General features: G+C 71.2%; 18 protein-coding genes, 2 tRNA genes and 1 pseudogene. 15 read left to right on the forward strand and 6 right to left on the reverse strand.

Annotated features, from left to right (window positions below; genetic code table 11):
* Nucleotides 1-593 precede the first annotated feature (593 nt).
* The 8 genes from dnaN (at nt 594) to ACYQ8Q_RS23545 (ending at nt 10,606) form a co-directional block, all read left to right on the forward strand.
* Nucleotides 594-1,724: a DNA polymerase III subunit beta gene (dnaN, locus tag ACYQ8Q_RS23510; RefSeq protein WP_067255394.1), complete on the forward strand. Its 1,131-nt coding sequence runs from the start codon at nt 594-596 to the stop codon at nt 1,722-1,724.
* 190 nt (nt 1,725-1,914) lie between these two features.
* Complete coding sequence (gene gnd, locus ACYQ8Q_RS23515) at nt 1,915-2,790, forward strand: phosphogluconate dehydrogenase (NAD(+)-dependent, decarboxylating) (protein WP_460067672.1); 876 nt, start codon at nt 1,915-1,917, stop codon at nt 2,788-2,790.
* A gap of 35 nt (nt 2,791-2,825) precedes the next feature.
* Entirely contained in the window at nt 2,826-3,947 is a 1,122-nt protein-coding gene (gene recF / locus ACYQ8Q_RS23520; RefSeq protein ID WP_460067674.1) for a DNA replication/repair protein RecF, read from the forward strand.
* Nucleotides 3,944-4,474, forward strand: coding sequence for a DciA family protein (locus ACYQ8Q_RS23525; protein ID WP_055632116.1), 531 nt, complete (start codon nt 3,944-3,946; stop codon nt 4,472-4,474). Before recF ends, ACYQ8Q_RS23525 begins: the two co-directional genes overlap by 4 nt.
* A 449-nt stretch (nt 4,475-4,923) precedes the next feature.
* Nucleotides 4,924-6,987, forward strand: a complete 2,064-nt coding sequence (gene gyrB, locus ACYQ8Q_RS23530) for a DNA topoisomerase (ATP-hydrolyzing) subunit B (RefSeq protein WP_460067675.1) — start codon at nt 4,924-4,926, stop codon at nt 6,985-6,987.
* 42 nt (nt 6,988-7,029) lie between these two features.
* Complete coding sequence (gene gyrA / locus ACYQ8Q_RS23535) at nt 7,030-9,624, forward strand: DNA gyrase subunit A (RefSeq protein ID WP_460067676.1); 2,595 nt, start codon at nt 7,030-7,032, stop codon at nt 9,622-9,624.
* Between the two features lie 19 nt (nt 9,625-9,643).
* Complete coding sequence (locus tag ACYQ8Q_RS23540) at nt 9,644-10,420, forward strand: DUF3566 domain-containing protein (protein WP_460067677.1); 777 nt, start codon at nt 9,644-9,646, stop codon at nt 10,418-10,420.
* Between the two features lie 112 nt (nt 10,421-10,532).
* Nucleotides 10,533-10,606, forward strand: a tRNA-Ile gene (locus ACYQ8Q_RS23545).
* Between the two features lie 210 nt (nt 10,607-10,816).
* On the opposite strand, the gene ACYQ8Q_RS23550 is transcribed toward ACYQ8Q_RS23545, so the two are convergent.
* Nucleotides 10,817-15,040 carry an nSTAND1 domain-containing NTPase gene (locus tag ACYQ8Q_RS23550; RefSeq protein WP_460067679.1) on the reverse strand — a complete coding sequence of 1,408 codons (4,224 nt, stop codon included), beginning with the start codon at nt 15,038-15,040 and terminating at the stop codon, nt 10,817-10,819.
* A gap of 463 nt (nt 15,041-15,503) precedes the next feature.
* On the opposite strand from ACYQ8Q_RS23550, the gene ACYQ8Q_RS23555 reads away from it, so the two are divergent.
* Both ACYQ8Q_RS23555 and ACYQ8Q_RS23560 read left to right on the forward strand, forming a co-directional pair.
* Nucleotides 15,504-16,799 carry an amidohydrolase family protein gene (locus ACYQ8Q_RS23555; RefSeq protein WP_460067680.1) on the forward strand — a complete coding sequence of 432 codons (1,296 nt, stop codon included), beginning with the start codon at nt 15,504-15,506 and terminating at the stop codon, nt 16,797-16,799.
* A gap of 108 nt (nt 16,800-16,907) precedes the next feature.
* Complete coding sequence (locus ACYQ8Q_RS23560) at nt 16,908-17,486, forward strand: hypothetical protein (RefSeq protein WP_460067682.1); 579 nt, start codon at nt 16,908-16,910, stop codon at nt 17,484-17,486.
* Here the strand turns inward: ACYQ8Q_RS23560 and ACYQ8Q_RS23565 are convergent.
* Complete coding sequence (locus ACYQ8Q_RS23565; protein ID WP_460067684.1) at nt 17,474-18,244, reverse strand: glycosyltransferase family 2 protein; 771 nt, start codon at nt 18,242-18,244, stop codon at nt 17,474-17,476. The two genes, ACYQ8Q_RS23560 and ACYQ8Q_RS23565, sit on opposite strands and share 13 nt — an antisense overlap.
* 295 nt (nt 18,245-18,539) lie before the next feature.
* A pseudogene (locus tag ACYQ8Q_RS23570) lies at nt 18,540-18,615 on the reverse strand (DUF6344 domain-containing protein); the annotation flags it as partial.
* A gap of 786 nt (nt 18,616-19,401) precedes the next feature.
* On the opposite strand from ACYQ8Q_RS23570, the gene ACYQ8Q_RS23575 reads away from it, so the two are divergent.
* Nucleotides 19,402-19,530: a DLW-39 family protein gene (locus ACYQ8Q_RS23575; protein ID WP_003999697.1), complete on the forward strand. Its 129-nt coding sequence runs from the start codon at nt 19,402-19,404 to the stop codon at nt 19,528-19,530.
* Between the two features lie 245 nt (nt 19,531-19,775).
* Nucleotides 19,776-21,134 carry a hypothetical protein gene (locus tag ACYQ8Q_RS23580; RefSeq protein ID WP_460067685.1) on the forward strand — a complete coding sequence of 453 codons (1,359 nt, stop codon included), beginning with the start codon at nt 19,776-19,778 and terminating at the stop codon, nt 21,132-21,134.
* Here the strand turns inward: ACYQ8Q_RS23580 and ACYQ8Q_RS23585 are convergent.
* Entirely contained in the window at nt 21,098-22,675 is a 1,578-nt protein-coding gene (locus ACYQ8Q_RS23585) for a serine/threonine-protein kinase (protein WP_460067686.1), read from the reverse strand. The two genes, ACYQ8Q_RS23580 and ACYQ8Q_RS23585, sit on opposite strands and share 37 nt — an antisense overlap.
* Before the next feature lie 412 nt (nt 22,676-23,087).
* Nucleotides 23,088-23,636 carry a helix-turn-helix domain-containing protein gene (locus ACYQ8Q_RS23590; protein ID WP_055636222.1) on the reverse strand — a complete coding sequence of 183 codons (549 nt, stop codon included), beginning with the start codon at nt 23,634-23,636 and terminating at the stop codon, nt 23,088-23,090.
* Nucleotides 23,637-23,815: 179 nt separating this feature from the next.
* Between ACYQ8Q_RS23590 and ACYQ8Q_RS23595 the strand changes: the two genes are divergently transcribed.
* Nucleotides 23,816-23,888 (forward strand) — tRNA-Ala (locus ACYQ8Q_RS23595).
* Between the two features lie 220 nt (nt 23,889-24,108).
* On the opposite strand, the gene ACYQ8Q_RS23600 is transcribed toward ACYQ8Q_RS23595, so the two are convergent.
* Nucleotides 24,109-24,831 carry a DUF5324 family protein gene (locus tag ACYQ8Q_RS23600; protein ID WP_460067689.1) on the reverse strand — a complete coding sequence of 241 codons (723 nt, stop codon included), beginning with the start codon at nt 24,829-24,831 and terminating at the stop codon, nt 24,109-24,111.
* Nucleotides 24,832-25,086: 255 nt separating this feature from the next.
* On the opposite strand from ACYQ8Q_RS23600, the gene ACYQ8Q_RS23605 reads away from it, so the two are divergent.
* Nucleotides 25,087-25,614 carry a peptidylprolyl isomerase gene (locus tag ACYQ8Q_RS23605; protein WP_460067690.1) on the forward strand — a complete coding sequence of 176 codons (528 nt, stop codon included), beginning with the start codon at nt 25,087-25,089 and terminating at the stop codon, nt 25,612-25,614.
* A gap of 117 nt (nt 25,615-25,731) precedes the next feature.
* Complete coding sequence (locus tag ACYQ8Q_RS23610) at nt 25,732-26,625, forward strand: rhomboid family intramembrane serine protease (protein ID WP_460067691.1); 894 nt, start codon at nt 25,732-25,734, stop codon at nt 26,623-26,625.
* Nucleotides 26,626-26,802 lie beyond the last annotated feature (177 nt).

Below are 26,802 nucleotides of genomic sequence, written 5' to 3' on the forward strand. Positions count from 1 at the left end.
TCCACAGGCTGTGCACGAAGTTGTCCACCGGCAACCCACAGGCTGCGGGCGGTTGTCCCCAGCGATCAGCGGTTTCTCCACATGTCTGTCCACTGTTCGGCAAGCTGACGCGCCTCCTCACCGGGGCGAGTGAAAGGCGTCACACGAAGTTGCCGGGTTGGCCTGTGGGAAAGGTGGGTAAAGCTGGGGACGGCGCTGGGGACAACTCGCCTCTCCCTGTGCACGGAGTGTGCAGAACTTTCCGTTCTCCACAGACGGGCCCGGTTGTCCACCGCCTCCGCCCACAGGGCCAGTGGATAAAAAATCGCCTCTGAGCTGCGAAAACAGGGTTATCCACGGTATCCACAGGCCCTACTACTACTGACAACTAGAGAGAGCTCGGAATCCGTTTCGAAGTGGGTCCTGTGCACAACTCGCTCTCCGGCGTCCGGCTGCCCCTCGTCACGACTTGACCCCGAGAGGCACCTACTGTCAGTGCGGTGCGTCAGACTGGACCCCGGTGGTTCTTCCCTTCGCCGGGGCCGATCACACCGACACCAGACGACGAAGCCAGGCAGGCCGAGAAGCGCCGGCAACAGCAGGAGGCGGCAAGAGTGAAGATCCGGGTGGAACGCGACGTACTCGCGGAGGCAGTGGCCTGGGCGGCGCGCAGTCTCCCGGCCCGCCCGCCGGCGCCTGTCCTCGCGGGCCTGCTGCTGAAGGCCGAGGACGGCGCCCTGAGCCTCTCCAGCTTCGACTACGAGGTCTCGGCGCGCGTGTCCGTGGAGGCCGAGGTCGAGGAGGAGGGCACGGTCCTCGTCTCCGGCCGTCTGCTCGCGGACATCTGCCGCGCGCTGCCCAACCGGCCGGTGGAGATCTCCACAGACGGTGTACGGGCGACCGTGGTCTGCGGCTCCTCGCGGTTCACCCTCCACACCCTGCCCGTGGAGGAGTACCCGTCGCTGCCCCAGATGCCGAACGCGACGGGCACCGTCCCCGGCGAGGTCTTCGCCTCCGCCGCCGCCCAGGTGGCCATCGCCGCCGGGCGGGACGACACGCTCCCCGTCCTCACCGGTGTGCGCATCGAGATCGAGGGCGACACCGTCACCCTCGCCTCCACCGACCGCTACCGCTTCGCGGTCCGTGAGTTCCTGTGGAAGCCGGAGAACCCGGACGCCTCCGCGGTCGCCCTGGTGCCCGCCAAGACGCTCCTGGACACCGCCAAGGCCCTCACGAGCGGCGACAGCGTCATCCTGGCGCTCTCCGGCTCGGGCTCGGGCGAGGGGCTGATCGGTTTCGAGGGTGCGGGCCGCCGCACCACCACCCGTCTCCTCGAGGGCGACCTGCCGAAGTACCGCACGCTGTTCCCGACCGAGTTCAACTCCGTCGCCGTGATCGAGACCGCCCCCTTCGTGGAGGCCGTCAAGCGCGTGGCCCTGGTCGCCGAGCGCAACACCCCGGTGCGGCTCAGTTTCGAGCAGGGCGTGCTCATCCTGGAGGCAGGCTCCAGCGACGACGCACAGGCTGTGGAAAGGGTCGACGCCCAGCTGGAGGGCGACGACATCTCGATCGCCTTCAACCCGACCTTCCTGCTGGACGGCCTGAGCGCGATCGACTCCCCTGTCGCCCAGCTGTCCTTCACGACGTCCACCAAGCCCGCGCTGCTCAGCGGCAAGCCGGCGCTGGACGCCGAGGCGGACGACGCCTACAAGTACCTGATCATGCCGGTGCGGCTGAGCGGCTGAGCTGCCTGACGTTGTCCACAGGCCGTGGAGAACCGACTCCCGGCCTGTGGGCGAATCCGCAGGTGAGCCCGCGTCTGTGGGTCGACGTCTGAGCGCGTATGCCCACAGGTGTGCGTGACCGTCCGGGTTTAGGCTCGGACATGGGTACGAAGGTGCCCCACACGCCACACAGCGACCTAAGGAACAACTGATGGAGCTCGGTCTCGTCGGCCTCGGCAAGATGGGCGGCAACATGCGCGAGCGGATCCGCCGCGCGGGCCACACCGTCGTCGGATACGACCGCAACCCGGACCTCGCCGACGTCCACAGCCTCGAAGAACTTGTGGGCAAGCTCAAGGGCCCGCGCGTGGTGTGGGTGATGGTCCCGGCCGGTGCCGCCACCCAGTCGACGATCGACGAGCTGGCCGAACTGCTGGAGCCCGGCGACGTCGTGGTGGACGGCGGCAACTCCCGCTGGACGGACGACGAGAAGCACGCCGGGGAGCTGGCCGCCAAGGGCATCGGCTTCGTCGACTGCGGTGTCTCCGGCGGCGTCTGGGGCCTGGAGAACGGCTATGCGCTGATGTACGGCGGCGACGCGGAGAACGTCGCCAAGGTGCGGCCGGTGTTCGACGCGCTCAAGCCCGAGGGCGACTTCGGTTCGGTGCACGCCGGCAAGGTCGGCGCCGGCCACTTCGCCAAGATGGTCCACAACGGCATCGAGTACGCGATGATGCAGGCCTACGCCGAGGGCTGGGAGCTGCTGGAGAAGGTCGACTCCGTCACGGACGTGCGCGAGGTCTTCCGCTCCTGGCAGGAGGGCACCGTCATCCGGTCCTGGCTGCTCGACCTCGCGGTCAACGCCCTCGACGAGGACGAGCACCTCGACAAGCTCAAGGGCTTCGCCCAGGACTCCGGCGAAGGCCGCTGGACCGTCGAGGCCGCCATCGACAACGCCGTGCCGCTGCCCGCGATCACGGCCTCGCTGTTCGCGCGGTTCTCCTCCCGCCAGGAGGACTCCCCGCAGATGAAGATGATCGCGGCGCTGCGCAACCAGTTCGGCGGCCACGCGGTCGAGACGAAGTAGGACCCGAGAACCCTGGGGGAGGTCGGCGAACGACCATGCACGTCACGCATCTGTCGCTGGCCGACTTCCGTTCGTATGCCCGGGCCGAGGTCCCGCTCGACCCGGGCGTCACCGCCTTCGTCGGCCCCAACGGCCAGGGCAAGACCAACCTCGTCGAGGCCGTGGGCTATCTCGCCACCCTCGGCAGCCACCGGGTCGCCTCCGACGCGCCCCTGGTCCGCATGGGCGCCGACCGCGCGATCATCCGGGCGCAGGTACGGCAGGGCGAGCGGCAGCAGCTCGTCGAGCTGGAGCTGAACCCGGGCAAGTCCAACCGCGCCCGCATCAACCGGTCCTCGCAGGTCAGACCCCGGGACGTGCTGGGCATCGTACGGACCGTGCTGTTCGCGCCCGAGGACCTCGCGCTGGTCAAGGGGGATCCCGGGGAGCGGCGGCGGTTCCTGGACGAGCTGATCACCGCGCGGTCGCCGCGGATGGCGGGGGTGCGCGCGGACTACGAGCGCGTCCTCAAGCAGCGCAACACCCTGCTGAAGTCGGCTGCGCTCGCGCGGCGGCACGGCGGGCGGTCCATGGACCTGTCGACGCTCGACGTCTGGGACCAGCATCTCGCGCGTGCGGGGGCCGAGTTGCTGGCCCGGCGGCTCGACCTGGTCGCGGCGATCCAGCCGCTGGCCGACAAGGCGTACGAGCAGCTGGCGCCCGGCGGGGGGCCGCTGGCCCTCGAGTACCGGCCGTCGGCGCCCGGCGAGGCGCACACGCGCGAGGACCTCTGCACCCAGCTGATGGCGGCGCTCGCGGACGCCCGCAAGCAGGAGATCGAGCGGGGCGTCACCCTCGTGGGCCCGCACCGCGACGATCTGCTGCTCAAGCTCGGTCAGCTGCCGGCCAAGGGGTACGCCTCGCACGGCGAGTCCTGGTCGTACGCGATCGCGCTGCGGCTGGCCTCCTACGACCTGCTGCGGGCCGAGGGCAACGAGCCGGTGCTGGTGCTCGACGACGTCTTCGCCGAGCTGGACGCGCGCCGCCGGGAGCGGCTGGCCGAGCTGGTCGCGCCGGGGGAACAGGTGCTGGTGACCGCGGCGGTCGACGACGACGTACCGCATGTCCTGAGCGGGGCGCGGTACGCCGTGGCGGACGGGACGGTGGAACGCGTATGACCGAGCAGGAGCCCCGCAGGACCCCCGAGCCCTCCGGCGTCGACCTCGCGCGCGTGGCGCTGAGGGCGGCGCGCGAACAGGCACGCGCGCGTGGCGACGCCGCGCAGCAGAAGAAGCAGGCGCGGCGCGGGGGCGGTCTGCGCTCCGGCGCGCGGGCGGACGGGCGCGACCCGATGGCGCTCGGCGCGGCGATCAACCGGCTGCTGAACGAGCGCGGCTGGGAGGCGCCGGCCGCGGTGGGCGGGGTGATGGGGCGCTGGCCGGAGATCGTCGGCGAGGACGTGGCCAAGCACTGTGTGCCCGAGCGGTACGACGAGGACGAGCGGGTCCTGGTCGTGCGCTGCGACTCCACGGCCTGGGCGACGAATCTGCGGCTGCTGGCCCCGACCCTGGTCGCCCGGCTCAACGAGGACCTCGGGCACGGCCGGGTCAGACAGATCAAGGTGCAGGGTCCCGGCGGCCCCGTGCGCCGGTACGGCCCGCTGCGCGCCCCCGGATCCACCGGTCCCGGCGATACCTACGGGTGATCTGCGTCACGTAGAGACGGCCGGGGTGGCACGCGCGTACCGCCCCGGCCGTCTTTTCGTGTGTCCGGCACGGGGTCCGCGGGTGAGGTGCGGTTCTTCGCCCACAGCCTGTGGACGGCGCCGGAACGGCCCGCACGCGGGGGCGATTTCCCATGATTTCCGACCTGACCCGTCGGTAGCCAAGGGTTGACACCCGGAAGCGCTGAGTGCCTCCGTGAGCCCCTTGAAGCCCCCTTCCGTATATCGGGACCCGTCGGAGACCGGTTGAGGGCGGCACATCCGGACTCAGGTACCGGCAAACCCCCATCACTGTCAGTGCTACCGGTAGACTGGAAGCCAATCCCGCCCCGAACGTGGGGACCGCCCGGGACAAGCTGAGCAACGCTGATCAAGGCTTACCAACGCAACATGCCGCAGCCGCCCCGGCAACCTGCCGAGGAGCCTGGCTCGTGCTGTGCCAGAAAGGGCGCTTCGTGGCCGATTCCGGCAACCCCAACGAGAACAACCCGTCCACCGGCGCCGGCGTGAACGGCGAGGTCACCGCCTCGTACGACGCCAGCGCCATCACCGTCCTCGAGGGCCTGGACGCGGTCCGCAAGCGCCCCGGTATGTACATCGGCTCCACGGGCGAGCGCGGCCTCCACCACCTGGTGTACGAGGTCGTGGACAACTCCGTCGACGAGGCGCTGGCCGGTCACGCCGACACGATCGACGTGACGATCCTGGCCGACGGCGGGATCCGCGTCATCGACAACGGCCGTGGCATCCCGGTCGGCATCGTGCCCTCCGAGGGCAAGCCGGCCGTCGAGGTCGTGCTGACCGTGCTGCACGCGGGCGGCAAGTTCGGCGGCGGCGGCTACGCGGTCTCCGGCGGTCTGCACGGCGTCGGCGTCTCCGTCGTGAACGCCCTGTCGTCGAAGGTCGCCGTCGAGGTGAGGACCGACGGCCACCGCTGGACGCAGGACTACAAGATGGGCGTCCCCACGGCGCCCCTCGCCCAGCACGAGGCCATCACGGAGACCGGCACCTCGGTCACCTTCTGGGCCGACCCGGACATCTTCGAGACCACCGAGTACTCGTTCGAGACGCTCTCCCGGCGCTTCCAGGAGATGGCGTTCCTCAACAAGGGTTTGACGATCAAACTCGCGGACGAGCGCGAGTCGGCGAAGGCCGTGACCGGTGCGGACGAGGCGGGCGCCGACGAGAAGTCCGAGGTCAAGAGCGTCACGTACCACTACGAGGGCGGCATCGTCGACTTCGTGAAGTACCTCAACTCCCGCAAGGGAGACCTGGTGCACCCGACGGTGATCGACCTCGAGGCCGAGGACAAGGAGCGCGCCCTCTCCCTCGAGGTCGCGATGCAGTGGAACAGCGGTTACAGCGAGGGCGTCTACTCCTTCGCCAACATCATCCACACGCACGAGGGCGGCACCCACGAGGAGGGCTTCCGCGCGGCCCTGACCAACCTGGTCAACAAGTACGCGCGCGACAAGAAGCTGCTCCGCGAGAAGGACGACAACCTCACGGGCGACGACATCCGCGAGGGTCTGACCGCGATCATCTCGGTCAAGCTGAGCGAGCCGCAGTTCGAGGGCCAGACCAAGACCAAGCTGGGCAACACCGAGGCCAAGACCTTCGTCCAGAAGGCGGTCTACGAGCACCTCCAGGACTGGCTGGACCGCAACCCGGTCGAGGCGGCGGACATCGTCCGCAAGGGCATCCAGGCGGCCACCGCGCGCGTGGCGGCCCGCAAGGCCCGCGACCTGACCCGGCGCAAGGGCCTGCTGGAGAGCGCCTCGCTCCCGGGCAAGCTCTCCGACTGCCAGTCGAACGACCCCACCAAGTGCGAGATCTTCATCGTCGAGGGTGACTCCGCCGGCGGCTCGGCCAAGTCCGGCCGCAACCCGCAGTACCAGGCGATCCTCCCGATCCGCGGCAAGATCCTCAACGTCGAGAAGGCCAGGATCGACAAGATCCTGCAGAACCAGGAGATCCAGGCGCTGATCTCCGCCTTCGGCACCGGTGTGCACGAGGACTTCGACATCGAGAAGCTGCGCTATCACAAGATCATCCTGATGGCGGACGCCGACGTCGACGGCCAGCACATCAGCACCCTGCTGCTGACCTTCCTGTTCCGCTTCATGCGGCCGCTGGTCGAGGCCGGACACGTGTACCTCTCCCGTCCGCCGCTCTACAAGATCAAGTGGGGCCGGGACGACATCGAGTACGCGTACTCCGACCGCGAGCGCGACGCGCTGATCGAGATGGGCCGCCAGCGCGGCAAGCGCGTGCGCGAGGACTCGATCCAGCGCTTCAAGGGCCTCGGCGAGATGAACGCCGAGGAGCTGCGCGTCACCACGATGGACCAGGAGCACCGCGTCCTCGGCCAGGTCACCCTCGACGACGCCGCCCAGGCCGACGACCTGTTCTCGGTCCTCATGGGCGAGGACGTCGAAGCCCGCCGCGCCTTCATCCAGCGCAACGCCAAGGACGTCCGCTTCCTCGACATCTGAGTCGGTCTCAGCTGACCGGGCCAGAAAGGATCATCACCAGCAATGACCGACGAGAACACTCCCGTCACCCCTGAAGAGGGCGGCGACATCGCCATGCGCATCGAGCCCGTCGGGCTCGAGACGGAGATGCAGCGCTCGTACCTCGACTACGCGATGTCCGTCATCGTGTCCCGCGCGCTGCCCGACGTCCGCGACGGCCTCAAGCCCGTCCACCGCCGGGTGCTCTACGCCATGTACGACGGCGGCTACCGCCCCGAGCGCGGCTTCTACAAGTGCGCCCGCGTGGTCGGCGACGTCATGGGCAACTACCACCCCCACGGCGACAGTTCGATCTACGACGCGCTGGTCCGCCTCGCCCAGCCGTGGTCGATGCGCATGCCGCTCGTCGACTCCAACGGCAACTTCGGCTCCCCGGGCAACGACCCGGCGGCCGCCATGCGCTACACCGAGTGCAAGATGGCGCCGCTGTCGATGGAGATGGTCCGTGACATCGACGAGGAGACCGTCGACTTCACGGACAACTACGACGGCCGCTCCCAGGAGCCGACCGTCCTGCCGGCCCGCTTCCCGAACCTGCTGATCAACGGCTCGGCCGGTATCGCGGTCGGCATGGCGACCAACATCCCGTCGCACAACCTGCGCGAGGTCGCGTCCGGCGCCCAGTGGTACCTGGAGAACCCGGACGCCTCCCACGAGGAGCTCCTGGACGCGCTGATCGAGCGCATCAAGGGCCCCGACTTCCCGACCGGCGCCCTGGTCGTCGGCCGCAAGGGCATCGAGGAGGCGTACCGCACGGGCCGCGGCTCGATCACCATGCGGGCAGTCGTCGAGGTCGAGGAGATCCAGAACCGCCAGTGCCTGGTGGTCACCGAGCTGCCCTACCAGGTCAACCCGGACAACCTCGCGCAGAAGATCGCCGACCTCGTCAAGGACGGCAAGATCGGCGGCATTGCGGACGTCCGCGACGAGACGTCGTCCCGCACGGGCCAGCGTCTCGTGATCGTGCTGAAGCGCGACGCGGTCGCCAAGGTCGTCCTGAACAACCTCTACAAGCACACGGACCTGCAGACGAACTTCGGCGCCAACATGCTGGCCCTGGTCGACGGCGTCCCGCGCACGCTGTCCCTGGACGCGTTCATCCGCCACTGGGTGACGCACCAGATCGAGGTCATCGTCCGCCGTACGCGCTTCCGGCTGCGCAAGGCGGAGGAGCGCGCGCACATCCTGCGCGGCCTGCTGAAGGCCCTGGACGCCATCGACGACGTCATCGCGCTGATCCGGCGCAGTGAGACCGTCGAGGTCGCGCGCACGGGCCTGATGGACCTCCTGGAGATCGACGAGATCCAGGCGAACGCGATCCTCGAGATGCAGCTGCGGCGCCTCGCCGCCCTGGAGCGCCAGAAGATCGTCCAGGAGCACGACGAACTCCAGGCGAAGATCAACGAGTACAACCAGATCCTCGCCTCGCCGGTCCGCCAGCGCGGCATCGTCAGCGCCGAACTGACCGCGATCGTCGAGAAGTTCGGCGACGACCGCAAGACCATGCTGGTGCCCTACGACGGTGACATGTCCATCGAGGACCTGATCGCCGAGGAGGACATCGTCGTCACGGTCTCGCGCGGCGGCTACGTCAAGCGCACCAAGACCGTCGACTACCGCGCCCAGAAGCGCGGCGGCAAGGGCGTGCGCGGCACGAAGCTGAAGGAAGACGACATCGTCGACCACTTCTTCGTCTCCACCACGCACCACTGGCTGCTGTTCTTCACCAACAAGGGCCGGGTGTACCGGGCCAAGGCGTACGAACTCCCCGACGCCGGACGTGACGCGCGTGGACAGCACGTCGCGAACCTGCTGGCCTTCCAGCCGGACGAGGCGATCGCCGAGATCCTCGCCATCCGCGACTACGAGGCGGCGCCGTACCTGGTGCTGGCCACCAAGGGCGGCTTGGTCAAGAAGACGCCGCTGAAGGATTACGATTCGCCCCGTTCCGGCGGTGTCATCGCGATCAACCTCCGTGAGACGGAGGACGGTTCCGACGACGAACTGATCGGTGCCGAACTCGTCTCGGCGGACGACGATCTGCTGCTGATCAGCAAGAAGGCACAGTCGATCCGCTTCACGGCAACAGACGAAACGCTCCGCCCCATGGGCCGCGCCACCTCGGGTGTCAAGGGCATGAGCTTCCGTGAGGGCGACGAGCTGCTCTCGATGAATGTTGTTCGACCCGGTACGTTCGTGTTCACTGCCACAGACGGCGGGTACGCGAAGCGGACCGGCGTCGACGACTACCGCGTCCAGGGCCGCGGCGGCCTCGGTATCAAGGCCGCCAAGATCGTGGAGGACCGCGGTTCGCTCGTCGGCGCGCTGGTGGTCGAGGAGACGGACGAGATCCTCGCCATCACGTTGTCGGGCGGTGTGATTCGTACGCGAGTCAACGAGGTCAGGGAGACGGGCCGTGACACCATGGGCGTCCAACTGATCAACCTGGGCAAGCGCGATGCCGTGGTCGGTATCGCGCGCAACGCCGAGGCGGGGCGCGAGGCGGAGGAGGTCGACGGCGACGTGGCCGTGGACGAGACCGCCGAGGGAGCCGCGAGCAGCGGCACGGACGAGGGTGAGGCGCCCTCGGCCGAGTAGGCACGAGGAGTGAGTCATCGTGAGCGGAGCCACGGGCGCCGGTACGTCTGCCGGCACGGACAAGAACGGCGGCGGCCGTGGCTCCGCCGCGCCGGAGGGGGACGCGCGCACGACCGGCGCGCGGGGCGCGGAGGGACGTGAGCAGGACACGCACACGACCCAGCTGAAGGCGATCAAGCCGGCGGCCGCCGACGCGCCCTCCTCCTCGCCCGAGACGCAAGGATCCAAGGGATCCCAGGGGGGAACCGTGACGGACACCCGCGGTCCGCAGGCCCAGCAGCCGGCCTCGCCGCTGCCCGGCGACCGGCAGGCCCAGCAGCCCGCCGCGGCGCCGTACCACCCGCCGCAGGCCTACCCGACCCAGGCGACGCCGCCGGGCACGGTACGGCGGCCGCGCACCGGCGCCGGCGCGCGGACCGTGCCGCGGGTGCGCAAGGCGCGGCTGCGGGTGGCCAAGGTCGACCCGTGGTCGGTGATGAAGGTCAGCTTCCTGCTGTCGATCGCGCTGGGCATCTGCACGATCGTCGCGGCGGCGGTGCTGTGGATGGTCATGGACGCGATGGGCGTCTTCTCGACGGTCGGCGGCACCATCTCCGAGGCCACCGGCTCCAACGAGTCCAACGGCTTCGACCTGCAGTCCTTCCTGTCCCTCCCCCACGTCCTGATGTTCACGACGATCATCGCGGTCATCGATGTCGTCCTGGCGACGGCCCTGGCGACCCTCGGCGCGTTCATCTACAACATCTCCGCCGGTTTCGTCGGCGGAGTGGAGCTGACGCTCGCCGAGGACGAGTGAACTCCCGCTGAACCTGTCGTGGGCGGTCCCCCGACAACCGATTTTGGGACTGCCCACGTCGTGCGCTAATCTTCAGGAGTCAGCGCGCGGGACACACACCGCAGAGCGCGGCGGGGCTATAGCTCAGTTGGTTAGAGCGCATCCCTGATAAGGATGAGGCCACAGGTTCAAATCCTGTTAGCCCCACAGTGGAAAAGACCCCCGGTTCGGATGAACCGGGGGTCTTTCGCGTGTGCGAGTGCGTGTGTGCGCACGGTGCGGTGCGATGTGGGTGGCAAAAGGCCCGGTCGCTGGCGACGGGGGATGCACCAGCGACCGGGCTTGGGCCAAGGCTAACAAGGGTGGTTGATCAACGGGAGGCGACTGGTCGGGCGGAGTGGGGAGTTGTGATCGGGATCACTTCCGGGGCGGGTCGGGGCACGGAGGATCGTACGAGAGGCGCGGGAGGTACTCGTGCCACTTCTCGGCGGTGAGGACGCCCCGGGTGGTGGCGCAGATGTGGGCGATGGCGCGGTCGACGTCGAGGTTCCAGAGGCGGACCGTGTCGGCGCCGCTGGAGACGCCCAGCATCCGGCTGTTGGGGCTGAAGGAGAGGAAGTTGCCGGTCTTGGCGTTGGGGCTCATCGACTGGCCGATGGGGGAGGCGTCGGAGGGGGTGCGGACGTTCCAGAGGCGGACCGTGTTGTCGTTGCCGCCGGAGGCGAGCGTGCCGCCGTCCTGGCTGAACGTCAGGGAGACCACCGCCTCGGTGTGCCCGGTGAGGGGGGAGCCCAGGCCGCCCGCCCGGGAGAGGTCCGTGAGGTCCCAGAGGCGGACCGTGTCGTCGTCGCTGCCGGAGGCCAGGGTGGTGCCGTCCGGGCTGTAGGCGAGCGCGTTGACCGGACCGGAGTGGCCCTTGAGGGGTGCGCCGACGCCCGTCACCCGGCTCGGGTCCGTCACGTCCCACAGACGGATCGTGGCGTCCGCGCTGCCGGAGGCCAGGGTCTTGCCGTCCGGGCTGAACGCGAGCGCGTTGACATAGCCGCGGTGGCCGGTGAGCGGGGAGCCCAGGGCGGTGACATGGGCGGGGTCGGTCACGTTCCAGAGCTGGATGGTGCGGTCGTCGTAGCCGGTCGCCAGGGTCTTGCCGTCGGGGCTGTACGCGAGCGCGTCCGGGCCGGTGAAGCGGGTGCGCAGGGTGATCGGGGCGCCGTGCGAGACGGGGTGGGACGGATCGGTGACGTCGTAGAGGTGGACCGCCTGGTTGTCGGTCAGTACGGCGAGGGTGTGGCCGTCGGGGGAGAAGGCCAGGGAGCGGTAGCCGCCGTCCGCGGCCATGAACGGCCTGCCGAGCGGTTCCGGACGGTCGGGGCGCGCCACGTTCCACAGCCGGATGCGTCCGTCGCGGGCCGCCGTGCCGAGCACCCGCCCGTCCGGGCGGAAGGCGCCGGTGCGGCCGATCATGTCCGCGGTGGGGACCGACCACAGCCGGATCTTGTTGTCTCCGCTGCCGGTGGCGAGGGTGGTGCCGTCGGGGCTGAAGCCCAGCGCGTACATCTCACCGCTGCTGCCCGCGAGGGGCTCGCCGACCTGGGAGGGGTACGCCGGGTCGCTGACGTTCCAGAGGATGGCCGTGCTGTCCGCGCTCGCGCCGGCGAGCAGCGAGCCGTCCGGGGAGAAGGACACCGACCAGACCGGGCCGGTGTGGCCGGTGAGCGGGGCGCCGAGGGCGCTCGGGTGCGCGGGGTCCGACACCTTCCACAGACGTACGGTGTCGTCCGAGCCGCCGGAGGCGAGGGTCCGGCCGTCCGGGCTGAACGCCAGGGAGTGGACCGTGCCGTCGTGGCCGGTCAGCGGCTCGCCCAGCGGGCGCGGCCGGACCGGGTCGGCGGTGTTCCACAGCCGTACGGCGTTGTCGTCCCCGCCGGTCGCGAGGGTGCGGCCGTCGGGGCTGAACGCCACGGAGCGCACCGCGGCGCGGTGGCCGGTCAGGGTGGCGAGGGCCTTCGGCGCGGCCGGGTCGGCCACGTTCCACAGGCGCACCCTGCTGTCCTCGTTGGCGGAGACGAGCGTACGGCCGTCGGGGCTGAAGGCGACCAGGTAGACCGTGCCGCCGTGCGCCTGGAGGGGCTTGCCCAGGGGGCGGGGAGCGGTGGGCTTGCGGACGTCCCAGAGACGGACCGTGCCGTCGTCGCCGGCGCTGGCGAGGGTGTGGCCGTCGGGGCTGAAGACCGCGCTGCTCACCCAGCTGGTGTGGCCCTTGAGCGGCTTGCCCAGGGGCTTGGGGTGGGCGGGGTCGGCCAGGTTCCACAGCCGGACCGTGCGGTCGTAGCTGGCGGTGGCGAGGAGCTTGCCGTCGGGGCTGAAGGAGGTGAGGTAGACGGCGCCGGTGTGGCCGAGGAGCGGGGTGGCCAGGGGCGCGTTGACGATCGAGATCAGCCGGTTGCGGGCGCCCTCGTCGTCCGGCCGCAGCCGGTGGGCGACCAGGTCGAGCTGGGCGGACAGCGACGGGTCGGTGTACTGCACCCGGTCGGCCTCGGCGACCACCTGTTCGAACACGGCGTCGTTGCGCTGCTGCCAGGCGACGACCGCCGCGCCGACGGCGAGCAGGGACAGCACCACCAGGGCGGAGACGGCGGCGCGGCTGATCCAGACGGTGCGCCGGCGCAGCCGCACCGAGGCGGCCAGGAAGTCCATCGCGCTGCGGGTGAGGAAGGTGTCGCCGGCGGACCGCGCCCAGGCGTGCGCCTGTTCGAGCCGTGAGCCCCGGTAGAGCAGCGAGGAGTCGCGGTGCGAGCCCTCCCAGGCCCGGCCGTCCTCCTCCAGGCGCTGGCGCAGCAGATGGTCGCTGCGGTCCTCGTCGATCCACTCGCGCAGCCGCGGCCACGCGGTCAGCAGGGCCTCGTGGGTGATCTCCACGGACTCCGCGTCCAGCGTCACCAGTCGGGCGCGCACCAGCGCCTCCAGGGACTCCTCGGTCGCGCCGGGGTCGGTGGACTCCTGGGCCAGCTGACGGCGGGTGCCGCGCCGACGGGTGGCCTGGGTGTCCTCGCCGAGCCGGACCAGCCGGAGCAGCAGCAGCCGCGCGGCCGTGCGGGCGGCCGGGTCGAGGCCGGACCAGGCCCGTTCGGCGGTCGCGGCGACCGCACCCTGGATACCGCCGGCGGCGCGGTAGCCGGCGAGGGTCAGCCGGCCGGCCTTGCGGCGCTGCCAGGTGGCGAGCAGGGCGTGCGAGAGCAGTGGCAGCACCCCGGCGTCGTGGGCGCCGCGCGGACCGTCGGCGCTGACCTCGCGGACGATGAGCTCCGCGAGGCCCGGTTCGAGCTCCAGGCCCACGGCCTTCGCGGGCCCGGTGACCGCCTCGCGCAGCTCGGCCGTGGTGAGCGGGCCGAGGACCATGTGCCGGTGCTGGAGGGCGTCGGCGAGTTCGGGGTGGGCGAGGCACTGTTCGTAGAAGTCGGCGCGGATGCCGAGCACGACCAGCACCGGGGCCCGCTCCCCCGCGCCCGGTGTGGCCGCGGCGTGCAGCAGCTGGACGAAGAGGCGCCGGCTCGCGTCGTCGGAACAGAGGGTGAAGACCTCCTCGAACTGGTCCACGACGACGACCGCCCGGCCGCTCCCGGGTGCCGCGCGGCGCGCCCAGACGGTCACAGCCTCCCGCACGGAGCGCGCGAACCGCAGCGGAACGGGGTCGGAGAGCTCATGGGCGCCCTCGACGAGGGGCGCGAGCTCGGGGATGCGCGCGGTCAACTCGGCGAGGGGATCGGCACCGGGGACCAGATGCAGGACGTCTTCCCGCGGTACGTCTCCCTGCGGTGTGTCTCCGTGCGGTGCGTTCGGCTGGGGTGTGTTCGGCTGCGGTGTGTTCCCCTCCGGTACGTCCGACTCCTCGTCGCCTTCCCTGAGCGCGCCCTTGCGCAGGGCGGGCACCAGTCCCGCGCTGAGCAGGGAGGACTTCCCCGCGCCCGAGGCGCCGACCAGCATCACCGGTCCGCCCGTGCGCCGGGCCGCCCGCAGCTGGGCGACGAGGGCCTCGGTGCTGCGCTCCCGGCCGAAGAACCAGCGGGCGTCCTGCTGACGGTAGGAGGCCAGGCCCCGGTAGGGGCAGACGCTCCCCGGAACGCCGGACTCACCCGAGCCCGAGCCCGAGCCCGGTCCCCTGCCCGAGCCCGGTCCCCTGCCCGAGCCCGGTCCCCTGCCCGGACCTGATCCCGTGCCCGTCCCGGAGCCGTGGCCGTGGCCCGAGGCGCCCCGCTCCCCCTCCGGCTCCTCGGCGGACGCGGTGCCCTCTCCGGCCACGACCGGGTCGGCCAGTGCGCGCTCCCACAGCCGCTGCCACTGGGGCAGGTCGTAGAGGCCGGGGGAGACGGGGGCGGGCCGGGCGCGGCGCGCGTCGGGTATCAGGACGTGGAGGACGGCGGCGAGCGCGGCGAAGTGGGCGGGGACGTTGCGGGCCCGGCGCCAGTCGCTGATCCGCTGGGCCGACACCCGCACCGGGCGCCCGCGCTCGTCGACCCGGTGCTGCCGCGCCACCGCCTCGGACACGCGTTTGAGGGGCGGGTTGCCGGCCTCCTTGTAGAGCAGCGCGAGGCGTTCCGCGAAGGCTGTGCGCGCCCCTGAGTCGGAACTCAAGGCCTCCACCCCTTTACTTCCCCCGCACCTGGAATCCGGACCGGAAAACTCACTTTATACGGCTGACCTGCGGCGACGAGGGGGGCCCGTGGTCGGCACCCTCCTCGCCACGGGCCGCGGCTGGCAGGATCCGAAGGGCAACCGGACGTCACCCGCACCGTTCGGCAGCGGTCCGCACGTGGGGAGGGACCGGTGCCGAACGGCGCGGTGCGCGCGATGGCGTGTGCAGTGCGCACCGGTCACTTTCCGCTCCTCGGTTCCCGAACCGGGTTGAGTTACCCCGGGCCCGCGGCCCCCACGCATTGATCCACTTCCCGGGCCGGTTCCCGATCACCTTTGGCCGAGACCCGGGCCCCGCTGTCCGGATACCGTCCCCGACCCCCTCGCCTGAATGCTTGATTCGCGCCTGGTGAGAATGTAGTTTTCAAAAAACGAGAGTGCGGATCCAGCAGGGCGTGCGGGAGGCACTGACATGCAACGGGACGATCTGATCCTGATCAGCGTGGACGACCACATCATCGAGCCGCCGGACATCTTCGTGAACCACCTGCCGAAGCGGTACCTGGACGACGCGCCGAAGCTCGTCCACCGCGAGGACGGCAGCGATGTGTGGCAGTTCCGCGACAACACCGTGGGCAACGCCGCGCTCAACGCGGTCGCCGGGCGGCCCAAGGAGGAGTACGGCCTCGACCCGCAGGGCATGGACGAGATCCGGCCCGGCTGCTACGACGTCCATGAGCGGGTCAAGGACATGAACGCGGGCGGTGTCCTCGCCCAGATGAACTTCCCCTCCTTCCCCGGCTTCTCGGCGCGGATGTTCGCCACCGAGGACTCCGACTTCTCCCTCGCCCTCGTGCGCGCCTACAACGACTGGCACATCGACGAGTGGTGCGGGGCGTACCCCGGCCGGTTCATCCCCATGGCCCTGCCCGCCATCTGGAGCGCCGAGCTCACGGCGGCCGAGATACGGCGGGTCGCGGCCAAGGGCTGTCACTCGATGACCTTCCCCGAGAACCCGGCCGCCCTCGGTTACCCGAGCTTCCACGACCCGTACTGGAACCCGGTGTGGCAGGCCGCCTGCGACACGAACACCGTGCTGTCGGTGCACATCGGCTCCTCCGGCCGGCTCGCCATCCCCGCCGTCGACTCACCGCCGGACGTGATGATCACGCTCCAGCCGATCAACCTCGTCCAGGCCGCCGCCGACCTCCTCTGGTCCCGGGTCCTCAAGGAGTTCCCCGCCCTGCGGATCGCGCTGTCCGAGGGCGGCACCGGCTGGATCCCCTACTTCCTGGAGCGCGTCGACCGCACCTTCGAGATGCACGCGACCTGGACCCTCCAGGACTTCGGCGGCAAGCTCCCCTCCGAGGTGTTCCGCGAGCACTTCCTGACCTGCTTCATCACCGACCGGCTGGGCATCAGGCTGCGGCACGACATCGGCATCGACAACATCTGCTGGGAGGGGGACTACCCGCACAGCGACTCGCTGTGGCCGGACGCCCCCGAGCAGCTCCACCAGGTGTTGCGGGAGTGCGCCGTACCGGACGCGGACATCGCGAAGATGACCCACGAGAACGCGATGCGCTGGTACTCCTTCGACCCCTTCGCCCACATCCCGCGTGAGCGGGCCACGGTCGGCGCGCTGCGCAGCGCCGCGGCCGGCCATGACGTGACTGTCCGCTCGCGCAGCCGGCAGCTGACCGAGCCGGTGGACAAGCTGGAGGCGTTCCGGGCGCGGGCCCGGGCGGCGATCGCGGCGGCGCAGTAGGGAGGCCCGAGAGCCCTACTCGGTCCTCGTCAGGCCTGGATAGCTGACGGTCCGTCAGTTATGGTCGCCCCGCCGTGCCGATACGGCGATACGGAAGGGGTGAGCGCCATGGAGACCCGACAGGCCCGACAAGGCAGTCCCCAAAGCCCGCAGCCGCCGGGGGACCCGCGCTGGGTCGCGATGTTCCACGACCCGTCCTCGGATTCCTGGCGGCCCGCCGCCGAATCTCCCGACCGCACCCCCGTGCTGTACGCGATGGGTGAGATGACGCAGGTCAAACGGGCCCGGGGGGACGCGGTGACGGTCGCCCTGTGGGGTCCGAAGGACGGCGGGTGGCACCTGTTCGACCCGGCGGGCGCCCCGGCGGGCGTCCCGGTTCCCGCTGCGGCGCCCGCGGGAGGAGGCACGGCCGCCGAGAACGCGGAGGAGGCGGAGGAGGCGGAGGGCCTGGAGGAGACGGAGGGCCCGGTCGCGGCCGAGGGTCCGGTGGCCGCCTCTCCCACCAAGCTCGCCGAGCGCATGGAGGACCGCCGGCACCAGGTGCTCATGGCCGGGCTGAGCAAGGCGGGCCTCTACGACCTCACCCCGGACGACGTCACGGCCGTACGGGCCCTGGTCGACGGGGCCGACGAGAGCACGCTGCGCCGGGTGGCCCACTGGCTGGCCGCCGCCGGTCAGGCCGGGTAGGTCCAGCCCAAGGAGGCCAGTGCCCGTGCCCTGGCCTCCGCGACCGCCATCCGGGCCGCCCGCTCGGCGGGGTCGACATGCGAGGCCTGGCCTGTGGCCTGACCTGCCCATTTGCGGTAGAAGAGCCCCGCTTGCGGGGTGAACCAGCCACGGCTCACCGCGTTCAGCGCGAGCAGCAGACCGGTGTCCTCGGAGGCGGGCAGCGCCATCCAGCCGCCGAGCGCGGCCAGCAGGTCCCGTCGGACGAACAGGGAGGCCGGGTGCACCTGGGCGCGGTGGTCGTGCGCCGCCCAGTGGTCGAGCACGGCGCCGCGTTCGAGGGGCCCGCCCGCGGGATCGCCGGGAAAACCGACCGTGGAGCCGTCGGGGAGCAGGTCCAGCACCCGCGAGGTCGCCCAGCCGAGCCCGGGATCGCCCTCCAGTGCGGCCAGGTCCCGGGCGAGCGCACCGGGGGTGAGCAGGTCGTCGGCGTCCAGGACCTTCACGTACGACCCGTCGCCGGCCGCCAGCGCGATCGTGCGGGCGACTCCGGGGCCGCCGGGGCGCCCCTGCCGGAAGGTCACTCGGGGGTCCTGGGGGACGTACGGGCGGACCTGGTCCGTCGTACCGTCCTCCTGGATCACCCAGTGCCACTCCCAGTCGTCGGGCAGTCTCTGTTCACGCAGCGACTTCCAGGCCTCGGGCAGATACCGGGCCGAGGGCGCGTGGACGGCGGTGAGGACGACTATGCGCCGGATTCGTTCATGGTCCTGGGGCACGGCCTCAGGGTAGCCGTGTGATGTGTACATGCGGCGAAGACCCGGTCGCTTCGGAGCCGCCGGGCCTGCATCGTGCGGTCTGTACGCAAGTCGCCGTCACGTCGAACGTCGGTGGTGCTGCTGGGTATTGCTCAGTACTGCTCAGTACGGCTCCGTACTGCTGGGTACGGTTCGGTACCGCTCTCCGCGTCTCAGCGCTGGACCGGGATCGACGGCTCGGCCGCCTCCGCGAGGTCGAGGTCGCGGTCGCGGTCGCAGTCCGCGTCCCGCTCGGCCGCGTCCGGGTCGTCGAGGGAGCTGTGGCGGCAGCTGGGGGACTTGCCGTGGGCTTCGGCGAGGATGCGCTGCTTCATGGTGGGCGGCAGGGAGCGGGTCTGGAACCAGTCCCAGGCGGAGGCGCTCGACGGGGTCGTGACCGGGCCGCTCGGGCGCTCACCGGCGGCGCTCACGGAGCCGACGCCCCGACCGCCGACACCCTCTTCGGAGGCGAACCCGCCGGAGGAACGCTCCTCGGACCGGAACTCGCCGTGCACACGCTCGCCGGAGGGGACCCCGCCGCCGATGCCCGCACCGCGGGGGCTCGACGCCTCGGGGCTCGCGGCGCGGACGCTCGTACCGTTGCCGCTCGTACCGTTGCCGCTCGTACCGCGGGTGCTCTCGCCGCCGGAGTGCGAGCTTGCGGCACTCGGGCCGCCGGGGCTCGATCCTCCGGGGCTCGATCCGCCCGCGCTCTCGGTGCGCGGGCTCTCGCCGCCGCCGGCCTTCTCGGCGTCGGTGTGCGTCGGTCCCGTCTGTGCCGTCGCGGTCGCGGCGGTCGAAGCGACGAAGCCGAGCGCCGTGCACAGCGCGAGGAACGCGGTGACGATGGCGGTCCACAGCTTCATGACCCGGTTCACGGTCATGCCCCTCACCTTCAGGTTGGGCGATTTGCGTACTTTGGTCATCATGTGTATGGCGAGGGGGAACCGGGGGACCGACGCACACGACGAGGCGATGTTCCGATGAACACCACTCGTATGGACGCACCGGGGGAAACGAGTCACAGGGCGGCCGAAGAAGGGAGTTGGGACGCCGACTCAGGTCACCGATCGATATCGGTCGGTGTGTATAGTCGGGCGCCAGAGGTCCCCTACGTCAAGGAAAGACGAGGTCGCGCGGTGAAGAAGCTGCTCCTGGTCGCACTGGCCGCCATCGGCGGTCTCCTCGTGTACCGGCAGATCCAGGCGGATCGCGCCGAGCAGGACCTGTGGACGGAGGCCACCGACTCCGTGCCCACGGGTTCGTGAGCACCGACACCAGAGACTGAGATCGAGATCAGACCCCGGCCGCCGAAGCGGTCGGGGTTTTGTGTTGCCGCCCCTGGTGTGCCGCCCCTGGTGTGCGGCACCCGGTGCGCGGCCTCCGGTTGCGGAGGTTCCGGTTTGCGGATAGAGGCGGGCGTTCCGGACGCTCGTGGGGAATGCCGGGGCGGGGGCCGGGGCGGCGGGGCAGGATGGGCCCCGTTCGGACCAAGGCGAGGGGGCGGGTTCTGATGGCCCGGCGTACGGGGGGTACGGGACGCGCGGCGGTGGCGCTGCGCGCCGTGGTCCTGGGGGTGCTGCTCGGGTGGACGGTCCCGGCGCCGCCCGCCGTCGCCGCGCCGGACGTCCCGTCGTACGCCTTCGCCGACGACGTCCGCGAGGCCCGTGCCGCGACCGGCGCCGCCCAGGCCGCACGGCTGGAGCCCGGGGCGACGTACCGGAGCACCCTCGAAGGCGGCAGCAAGGCGTACTACCGCCTTGAACTGGACGACGCCTCCACCACGTACGTCGCCGTCACCGCGGTCCCCCGCCTCGGCAGCACCCCCGCCGTCGGCGACGGCATCACGGTCTCCGTGCAGGACGCCGACAGCGGAAGCTGTTCCTTCGAGTCGGCGACGATCGGCGCCGCGCGCAGCCCGCAGCCCGTCACGGCCTGGGGCGCGCGGGAGATCCGGTCCGGCAAGGGGCTGTGCCAGGAGGCGGGCACCTACTACGTGGTCGTCGAGCGGTCGGACACGGGCACCGGGGAGACCGCCGGCGACCCCTGGAAGCTGGAACTCGCGCCCGTCACCGAGCCCCCGCTCGCCGGGACCGGCGACACGAGCACACCCCGGGCCTGGGACTCCGCGACCCCCGCACCGCCGTCCGGGGAGCCGGTCGCGCGGCCCGGCGGCGCCGGCTTCACCGCGGCCACGGCCGTCGGGCAGGGCGTCTGGCGCGACGAGGTGGTCCCGGGCGAGACCGTCTTCTACCGGGTGCCCGTCGACTGGGGACAGCAGCTGTACGCCGAGGCGGACCTGGCCGGCGGCACGCCGAGCAGCGCCTCGGGGACCGGGGCCGGAGCCGGGACCGGATACGCGGTCGACGCGCTGGAGCTGACCCTCTACAACCCGGTGCGCGCCAAGGTGGTGGCCCGGGGCACCGGCTACGGCGGCACCCAGAAGTCGGCCGCTCTGGACCCCGTCCCACCCGTGCGGTACGCCAACCGGTACGCGCCCACCGACCCGCAGAACAGCCTGCGGTTCGCCGGCTCGTACTACCTCGTCGTCCATCTCTCCACACAGGTCGCCGAGCAGTTCGGCGACGGCCCCTACGAGGTGACCCTGCGGGTCCGTCTCGGGGGTACCCCGGAATCCGGGCCGGGGTACCTGGGCCGGCCCGTGCCCGGCGGGGTCTTCGGCACCGACACGGGGACGGGGTCGTCCGGGGGATCCACGGGAGCGGGGGACGACCCCGTGATGCGGGCGGTGGCGGCGGCCGGCCTCGGCACGGGCAGCGCGCTGCTGCTCTTCCTCGGCGGCTGGACCCTGATCGCCCGCCGCCGGGCCTCCGCTCAGATCCGCGTCAGCGCCCAGAACCCGACGGCGTAACAGGCCAGCGCGAGCAGCAGCAACGGCACCGTGACCCTGACCGGCGGCCCCGGCCGCCGCTGCCGCACGGCCCGGTGCCCCCGCGGCCGCGGGGCCGCCGCCACCGGGGCCTGCGCGGTGTAGGAGGCGGTGGCGGTGGCGGCACGCGGGCCGTGGGAGGCCATCAGGGCGAAGGTGGGGTCGTAGAGGGCGGGGGGCGGCGTCGTCGCAGGGGTGGGCGTGGGCGTGGGCGTGGGCGTGGGCGTGGGCGTGGTGGTGACCGTCGGCAGCGGGGGCGGGAGGTGGAAACTGCCGGTGTCCGACATGGACGGGGTGGGGGTGGGTGTCGGGGTCGGTGTGGGGGTCGGTGTCGGGGTGGCCGTCGGGGGGTGTGCGGGCGGCTGTGGGGGGACGGGGCCGGAGGGGGAGGGCGTCGGCGTGGACGCCGTGTGAGGGGACGTTTCGCCTGGACCCTTCGGACGGGTCGGTGCGGGTGGTCCCACCGGGCCGGGGGGCGTGACGGGCCGCGCGGGCAGGGAATCCGTGCCCGGACGCGCCTGGCCGGGGGGAGTGGTCGGCCGGGCGGGCAGGAGGCGCTCACCGGTGGATCCCATGTGGCTGGTCGGTCCCGTGTGGCCGGTGGGTCCCGTCCCCGTGGAGGGAGGCTTCTTCGGGAGCGGTGTCAGGGGCCCCTCTGGGCCGAACCCCTGGGGAAGGGGCCCGAGTTGGTCGAATATCTCGATGAGTTCGTCGTCGGGGCCGGGCTCCGGCAGGAGTTCCGCGGTCGCCGCCAGCGCCTTGCGCGCCCCCGTGGCCGTACGGAAGCGGGCCTGCGGATCGGGTTGCAGCAGCATGGCGACGACCTGCCAGAGCGGATCCGGGATTCCCTTGGGAGCACCCGGAGTTCCGTGCTCGGCGAAGTACTGCACGAGCGCCTTGGCGTCCGGCTTGGCGCCTTCGAGGAGGTACAACGCGACGAGTCCCACGGCGAACAGGTCGGCGGGGAAGTCGGGCTCGGCGCCCAGCATCTGCTCGGGGGCGAGGTAACCGGGCGTCCCCACCACGAGGTTGGTCTCGGTCAGGCGCGGTTCGCCGAGCCGCATCGCGATGCCGAAGTCGGACAGCCTGAGCCGGGGGCGGGCGGTGCCGGTGGCCTCGAGGAGCACGTTCGCCGGTTTGATGTCACGGTGGACCACGCCCTCCGCGTGCACGGCGGCGAGCCCGGACAGGAGCTGGTCGAGCAGGCCGCAGACGAACGCGGGCGGCAGCGGACCGTAGTCGTTGACGAGGTGGACCAGCGAACCGCCGGCCACCAGGTCCATGGTGAACAGCACCTTGTCGTCGTCGGCGGCCCAGCTGGCGGGCGCGAGCACATGCGGGTGGTCGATCCGCAGTCCCTGTTCGCGGACGAATCGCAGCAGGGAGTGGGCGTCCCGCTGCTGGAGCACCTTCGCGGCCACGTACCGGCGGCGGCGGTGGTCCCAGGCGCGCCACACCGCGCCGACCCCTCCGCGCCCGATCGGGTCGGCCAGTTCGTACCGTCCGGCGAAGACCTCACCCATGGCAGTGCGTCGCTCCTCCCCCTCGGCTGTCCCCCTGCTACCCCCTCGCTACCCCCGTGGCGAGCGATGGACCCCCGTGTCCCCGCGGTCCTGTGGGAAGGTCTTCCCGGCCCCTCGGGTATGTCCCCCGTGCCCCCGTATGTATCCCCCGAGTACCCCGTACTCGTCCCCCATGTACCCCGTACTGGTTCCCGGTCCACCCTGTACCGGTTCCCGACGGGAACCCCGTCCGGTTCCCCGTCCCCCGCGTACTCGTCCCCCGCGTACTCGTCCCCCGTGTACTCGTCCCCCGTGTACCCGTACCGGTGCCCCGTGCACCCGTAGTGGTCTCCCCGAGTACCCCATGGCCGTCCCCCGACGGCCGGGCGCGTGCGTCCGGTGCCGAACCCCCTTCAGCGACCGGTCGGACGGCTCAGCTCTGGTGGGACTGGTAGTGCGTGACGGCGTCCGAGGTACGGCCTGCCCCGTACACCCGGAGGAACTCCGCCAGTTCCGGGTGGCTCGGGGCGAGCGTGTCGGCGGCGTCGATGATGTCGCCGGCGGCGGCCACCGAGCGCAGCAGCGACTGGATCTCCCGGACCACGCGCTTCACCGTGGGAGCCCCCGAACTGCTCGTCGTGGTGGTGGTGTTGCTGAGCACGGAGCCCCCCTGCGACCGCTTGATCTCGTCCATCCGCTCGGTCGCCTCGGCGGCGCTGACGCTGCCGTCCGCGACCTGTCCGGCCAGCTCCTGGAGCAGCTGCACGCGCTGCACCACGGCCGGGTTGCCGATCTTCGCCCGCTGACCGCTCATCAGCTGGGACAGCATCGGGGCCGACAGCCCCAGCACCCCCGCGAGACGAGCCTGGTTGAGGCCAAGATCGTCGATGAGCTTACGGAAGAGCGCCCCCAGTGGCTCCCCGTACCAGTTCCGCTGAAGTTCCCGCGCTCTCGCGGTCGCTTCCTGTTGTGCGGCGTCCATTGCGTCTCCCCATCGCTTCCCCAGAACATCCACGGTTCGCTGTAGCGAACCACGTCGAGCATCTTACGGAGAGTGGTCATTCACGGGGACCCCCCATCTTTTTGCGAGATACCCCCGGTGACCCGGTACTCTGGTCTGCGGCGGCCGTCGGGACGAGTTCCCGGCCGGACGTCCCTTCCGGGGCCTTAGCTCAGTTGGTAGAGCGCTGTCTTTGCATGGCAGATGTCAGGGGTTCGACTCCCCTAGGCTCCACACCCCGAAAAGCCCCTCTGATCTGCGGAAACGCAGAGCAGAGGGGCTTTTCTCGGATGGTCTCGCGGGGCGTCGGCGGGGCGGCGGGCGGCCCCGCCCGACCGGTCGGACGGACGCGTCCCCCTGTCCGGAAGGACACGAGGGGCGGCGAACTCCGGTCGGGCCGGGTCCCGTTCGGGCGGGCGTCGGCCGCGGTCGTCGTCCGGTCGCCGGCCGGGCCTCAGCCGCGGTCGTCGTCGCGGTGCGCCGCCTCCTCCTCGGCCTGCTTGGCCTGTACCTCCGGGTCCAGGACGGCACCGCTGCCGTCCACCGAGGTCAGACCGCCGGAGGCGGGGACCTCCGTGGGGGCGGGCGGTTCGACCAGCCAGTCGGGGTTGGCCTGCTTGTCCCACCACTTCCAGGCCGCGAAGGCACCGCCGGCGACCACCCCGCACACCAGGAGGATCCGGGCCGCCTTGCCGGCCTTGGCGCGCCGCCGGTGCCTGCGCACCAGCCGCTCGATCTCCCGGGGCGTCACCTGGCCGCGCAGCGCGGCCACCGCGGCGATGCCCCGGGCAGTGGCCTCGTCCTTCATGGGCCCGGCCGCGGCGACCGCCTGTTCGATCCTCGGCCGGGAGTACTCGGCGGCCTGCCGGGAGTACTCGGCGGCCTGCCGGGCGGCGATCCGGGTCCGGACGGCCGCCTCGTGCGCGGCCTGGTCGACCTTCGGCGGTACATGCGTCCGGGCCAGTTCCAGCCGGGGCGCGACATGGGTGTCGTACTGGGTGCGGGCCTGCTCGGCGGCCAGGGACACCCTGGGCGCGAGTCGTTCCCGGGCCTCCTGCGCGTACTGCGCGGCCCTTTCCTTGGCCGTGTCGGCGTAGGGCGCCACCACTTCCGCGGCGTGCAGCACGCTGTCCTTCGCCGAGCCGGTCGCGGCGCGCACGCTGTCGATGCGGGTCACGGGTTTCCTCCTCCTCGGTGGCGTACGGTATTTCGACTTTCCACCCTTTTACGGATCATGCCTGCCGGTGTCCGTCACGGCACGTGCGGAGGGGCATCCGGGTGCCGGACGGGTGCGACAGGGGGCCGGGCGAGTGCCATAGGGGATGAATAAGGGCAACGGGACCTTGTCGTCGACAATGCCACGGATCGGCGCCGCCCGCTCCCGTCCGTGCGAGGATCGGGGGATCACACGAGCACAACGGAAGGCAGGATCGTGGCAGAGCAGCTCTACGCCACCCTGAGGACCAGCAGGGGCGACATCGAGATCCGGCTCTTCCGGGACTTCGCCCCGAAGACGGTCGCGAACTTCGTCGAGCTCGCCACCGGCGAGCGCGAGTGGGTCCACCCCGCGACCGGCGAGCGCTCCACGGCTCCGCTGTACGACGGCACGGTCTTCCACCGGGTGATGAGCGGGTTCATGATCCAGGGCGGTGACCCGCTGGGCAACGGCACCGGCGACCCCGGCTACCAGTTCCCCGACGAGTTCCACCCCGAGCTGCGCTTCGACCGCCCGTATCTGCTGGCCATGGCCAACGCGGGTCCGGGCACCAACGGCTCCCAGTTCTTCATCACCGTGGCCCCGACGGCCTGGCTCAACCGCAAGCACACCATCTTCGGGGAGGTCGTCGACAAGGCCGGCCAGAAGGTCGTGGACGACATCGCGGCCACCGAGACCAACCCGCGCACCCACCGCCCGCTGCGGGACGTCGTCATCGAGTCGGTCGTCGTCGAGACGCGGTAGAACCCGTCCGCGCGCCGTCCGTGGCGGGAACAGGAACCATTTGCCCCGCTCGTCCGTAAGGATGAGCAGGGCGGATCCCGTACGCCCGCCCCGCCCGACGACGAACTGGGGGAGCTCATGGACCAGGCGCCAGGCAGCCGGCCGGACGGCACCCACAGCGGGCTGCCCTCCTGCTACCGGCATCCGGGCCGCGAGACCGGCGTGCGCTGCACCCGCTGCGAGCGGCCGATCTGCCCGGAGTGCATGGTCAGCGCCTCGGTCGGCTTCCAGTGCCCCACCTGCGTCCGGGAAGGATCGGGCACGGGGCATCCGCCGGCGGCCTCCCAGCCGCGCACCCTCGCCGGGGGCGCCCTCAAGGACGATCCCCGCCTGGTCACCAAGATCCTGATCGGCCTGTGCGTGGCCGTCTATCTGGTCCAGATGGCCGTCGGCGACCGCTTCACCAACAGCTTCGAGCTGCTGGGCCGGGCGTACGTGCCGGTCCTCGGCGGTGTCGAGGGCATCGCGGAGGGGCAGTGGTACCGGCTGCTGACGCCGATGTTCCTGCACGGCGGGGTCGTCCACATCCTGTTCAACATGATGAGCCTCTGGTGGCTCGGCGGCCCGCTGGAACAGGCGCTCGGCCGGGCCCGCTATCTGGCGCTCTACTTCGTCTCCGGTCTGGCGGGCAGCGCGCTGACGTATCTGATCGCCGAACCCAACCAGCCGTCCCTCGGCGCCTCGGGCGCGATCTTCGGGCTCTTCGGCGCCACGGCCGTGCTGATGCGCCGGATGCGCTATGACATGCGGCCGATCATCGCCCTGCTGGTGATCAACCTGATCTTCACCTTCGGGTGGAGCAACATCGCCTGGGAGGCCCACATCGGTGGTCTCGTGGCGGGCGTGGTCATCGGATACGGCATGGTCCACGCCCCGCGTGAACGCCGGGCCCTGGTGCAGTACGGGACCTGTGCGGTGGTGCTGGCCGCGGTGGTCGTGTTGACCCTCCTGAGGACCGCCCAGCTCACTTGAGCGCCCTGTTGTCCACAGCGCGTGGCGAATCTTGTGCACAACGTGCGGGAACGGCGACGCCCCCTGCTGGTGACCAGTGTTCTTGCAGGTCAGGCAGGGGGCGAACGAGCTTTCGAGGGCTGGTGACTGCCGGTAGTTACGTCATACCGGCGTCAACCTCCAGTGAGTTATCCACAG

The organism is Streptomyces sp. YKOK-I1 (assembly GCF_054660435.1).

Bases quoted from the DNA above. Each gene is read 5' to 3' on its own strand.
- gnd (WP_460067672.1), top strand. From the start codon at position 1,915: ATGGAGCTCGGTCTCGTCGGCCTCGGCAAGATGGGCGGCAACATGCGC.
- recF (WP_460067674.1), top strand. From the start codon at position 2,826: ATGCACGTCACGCATCTGTCGCTGGCCGACTTCCGTTCGTATGCCCGG.
- ACYQ8Q_RS23525 (WP_055632116.1), top strand. From the start codon at position 3,944: ATGACCGAGCAGGAGCCCCGCAGGACCCCCGAGCCCTCCGGCGTCGAC.
- gyrA (WP_460067676.1), top strand. From the start codon at position 7,030: ATGACCGACGAGAACACTCCCGTCACCCCTGAAGAGGGCGGCGACATC.
- ACYQ8Q_RS23555 (WP_460067680.1), top strand. From the start codon at position 15,504: ATGCAACGGGACGATCTGATCCTGATCAGCGTGGACGACCACATCATC.
- ACYQ8Q_RS23560 (WP_460067682.1), top strand. From the start codon at position 16,908: ATGGAGACCCGACAGGCCCGACAAGGCAGTCCCCAAAGCCCGCAGCCG.
- ACYQ8Q_RS23580 (WP_460067685.1), top strand. From the start codon at position 19,776: ATGGCCCGGCGTACGGGGGGTACGGGACGCGCGGCGGTGGCGCTGCGC.
- ACYQ8Q_RS23585 (WP_460067686.1), bottom strand. From the start codon at position 22,675: ATGGGTGAGGTCTTCGCCGGACGGTACGAACTGGCCGACCCGATCGGG.
- ACYQ8Q_RS23590 (WP_055636222.1), bottom strand. From the start codon at position 23,636: ATGGACGCCGCACAACAGGAAGCGACCGCGAGAGCGCGGGAACTTCAG.
- ACYQ8Q_RS23610 (WP_460067691.1), top strand. From the start codon at position 25,732: ATGGACCAGGCGCCAGGCAGCCGGCCGGACGGCACCCACAGCGGGCTG.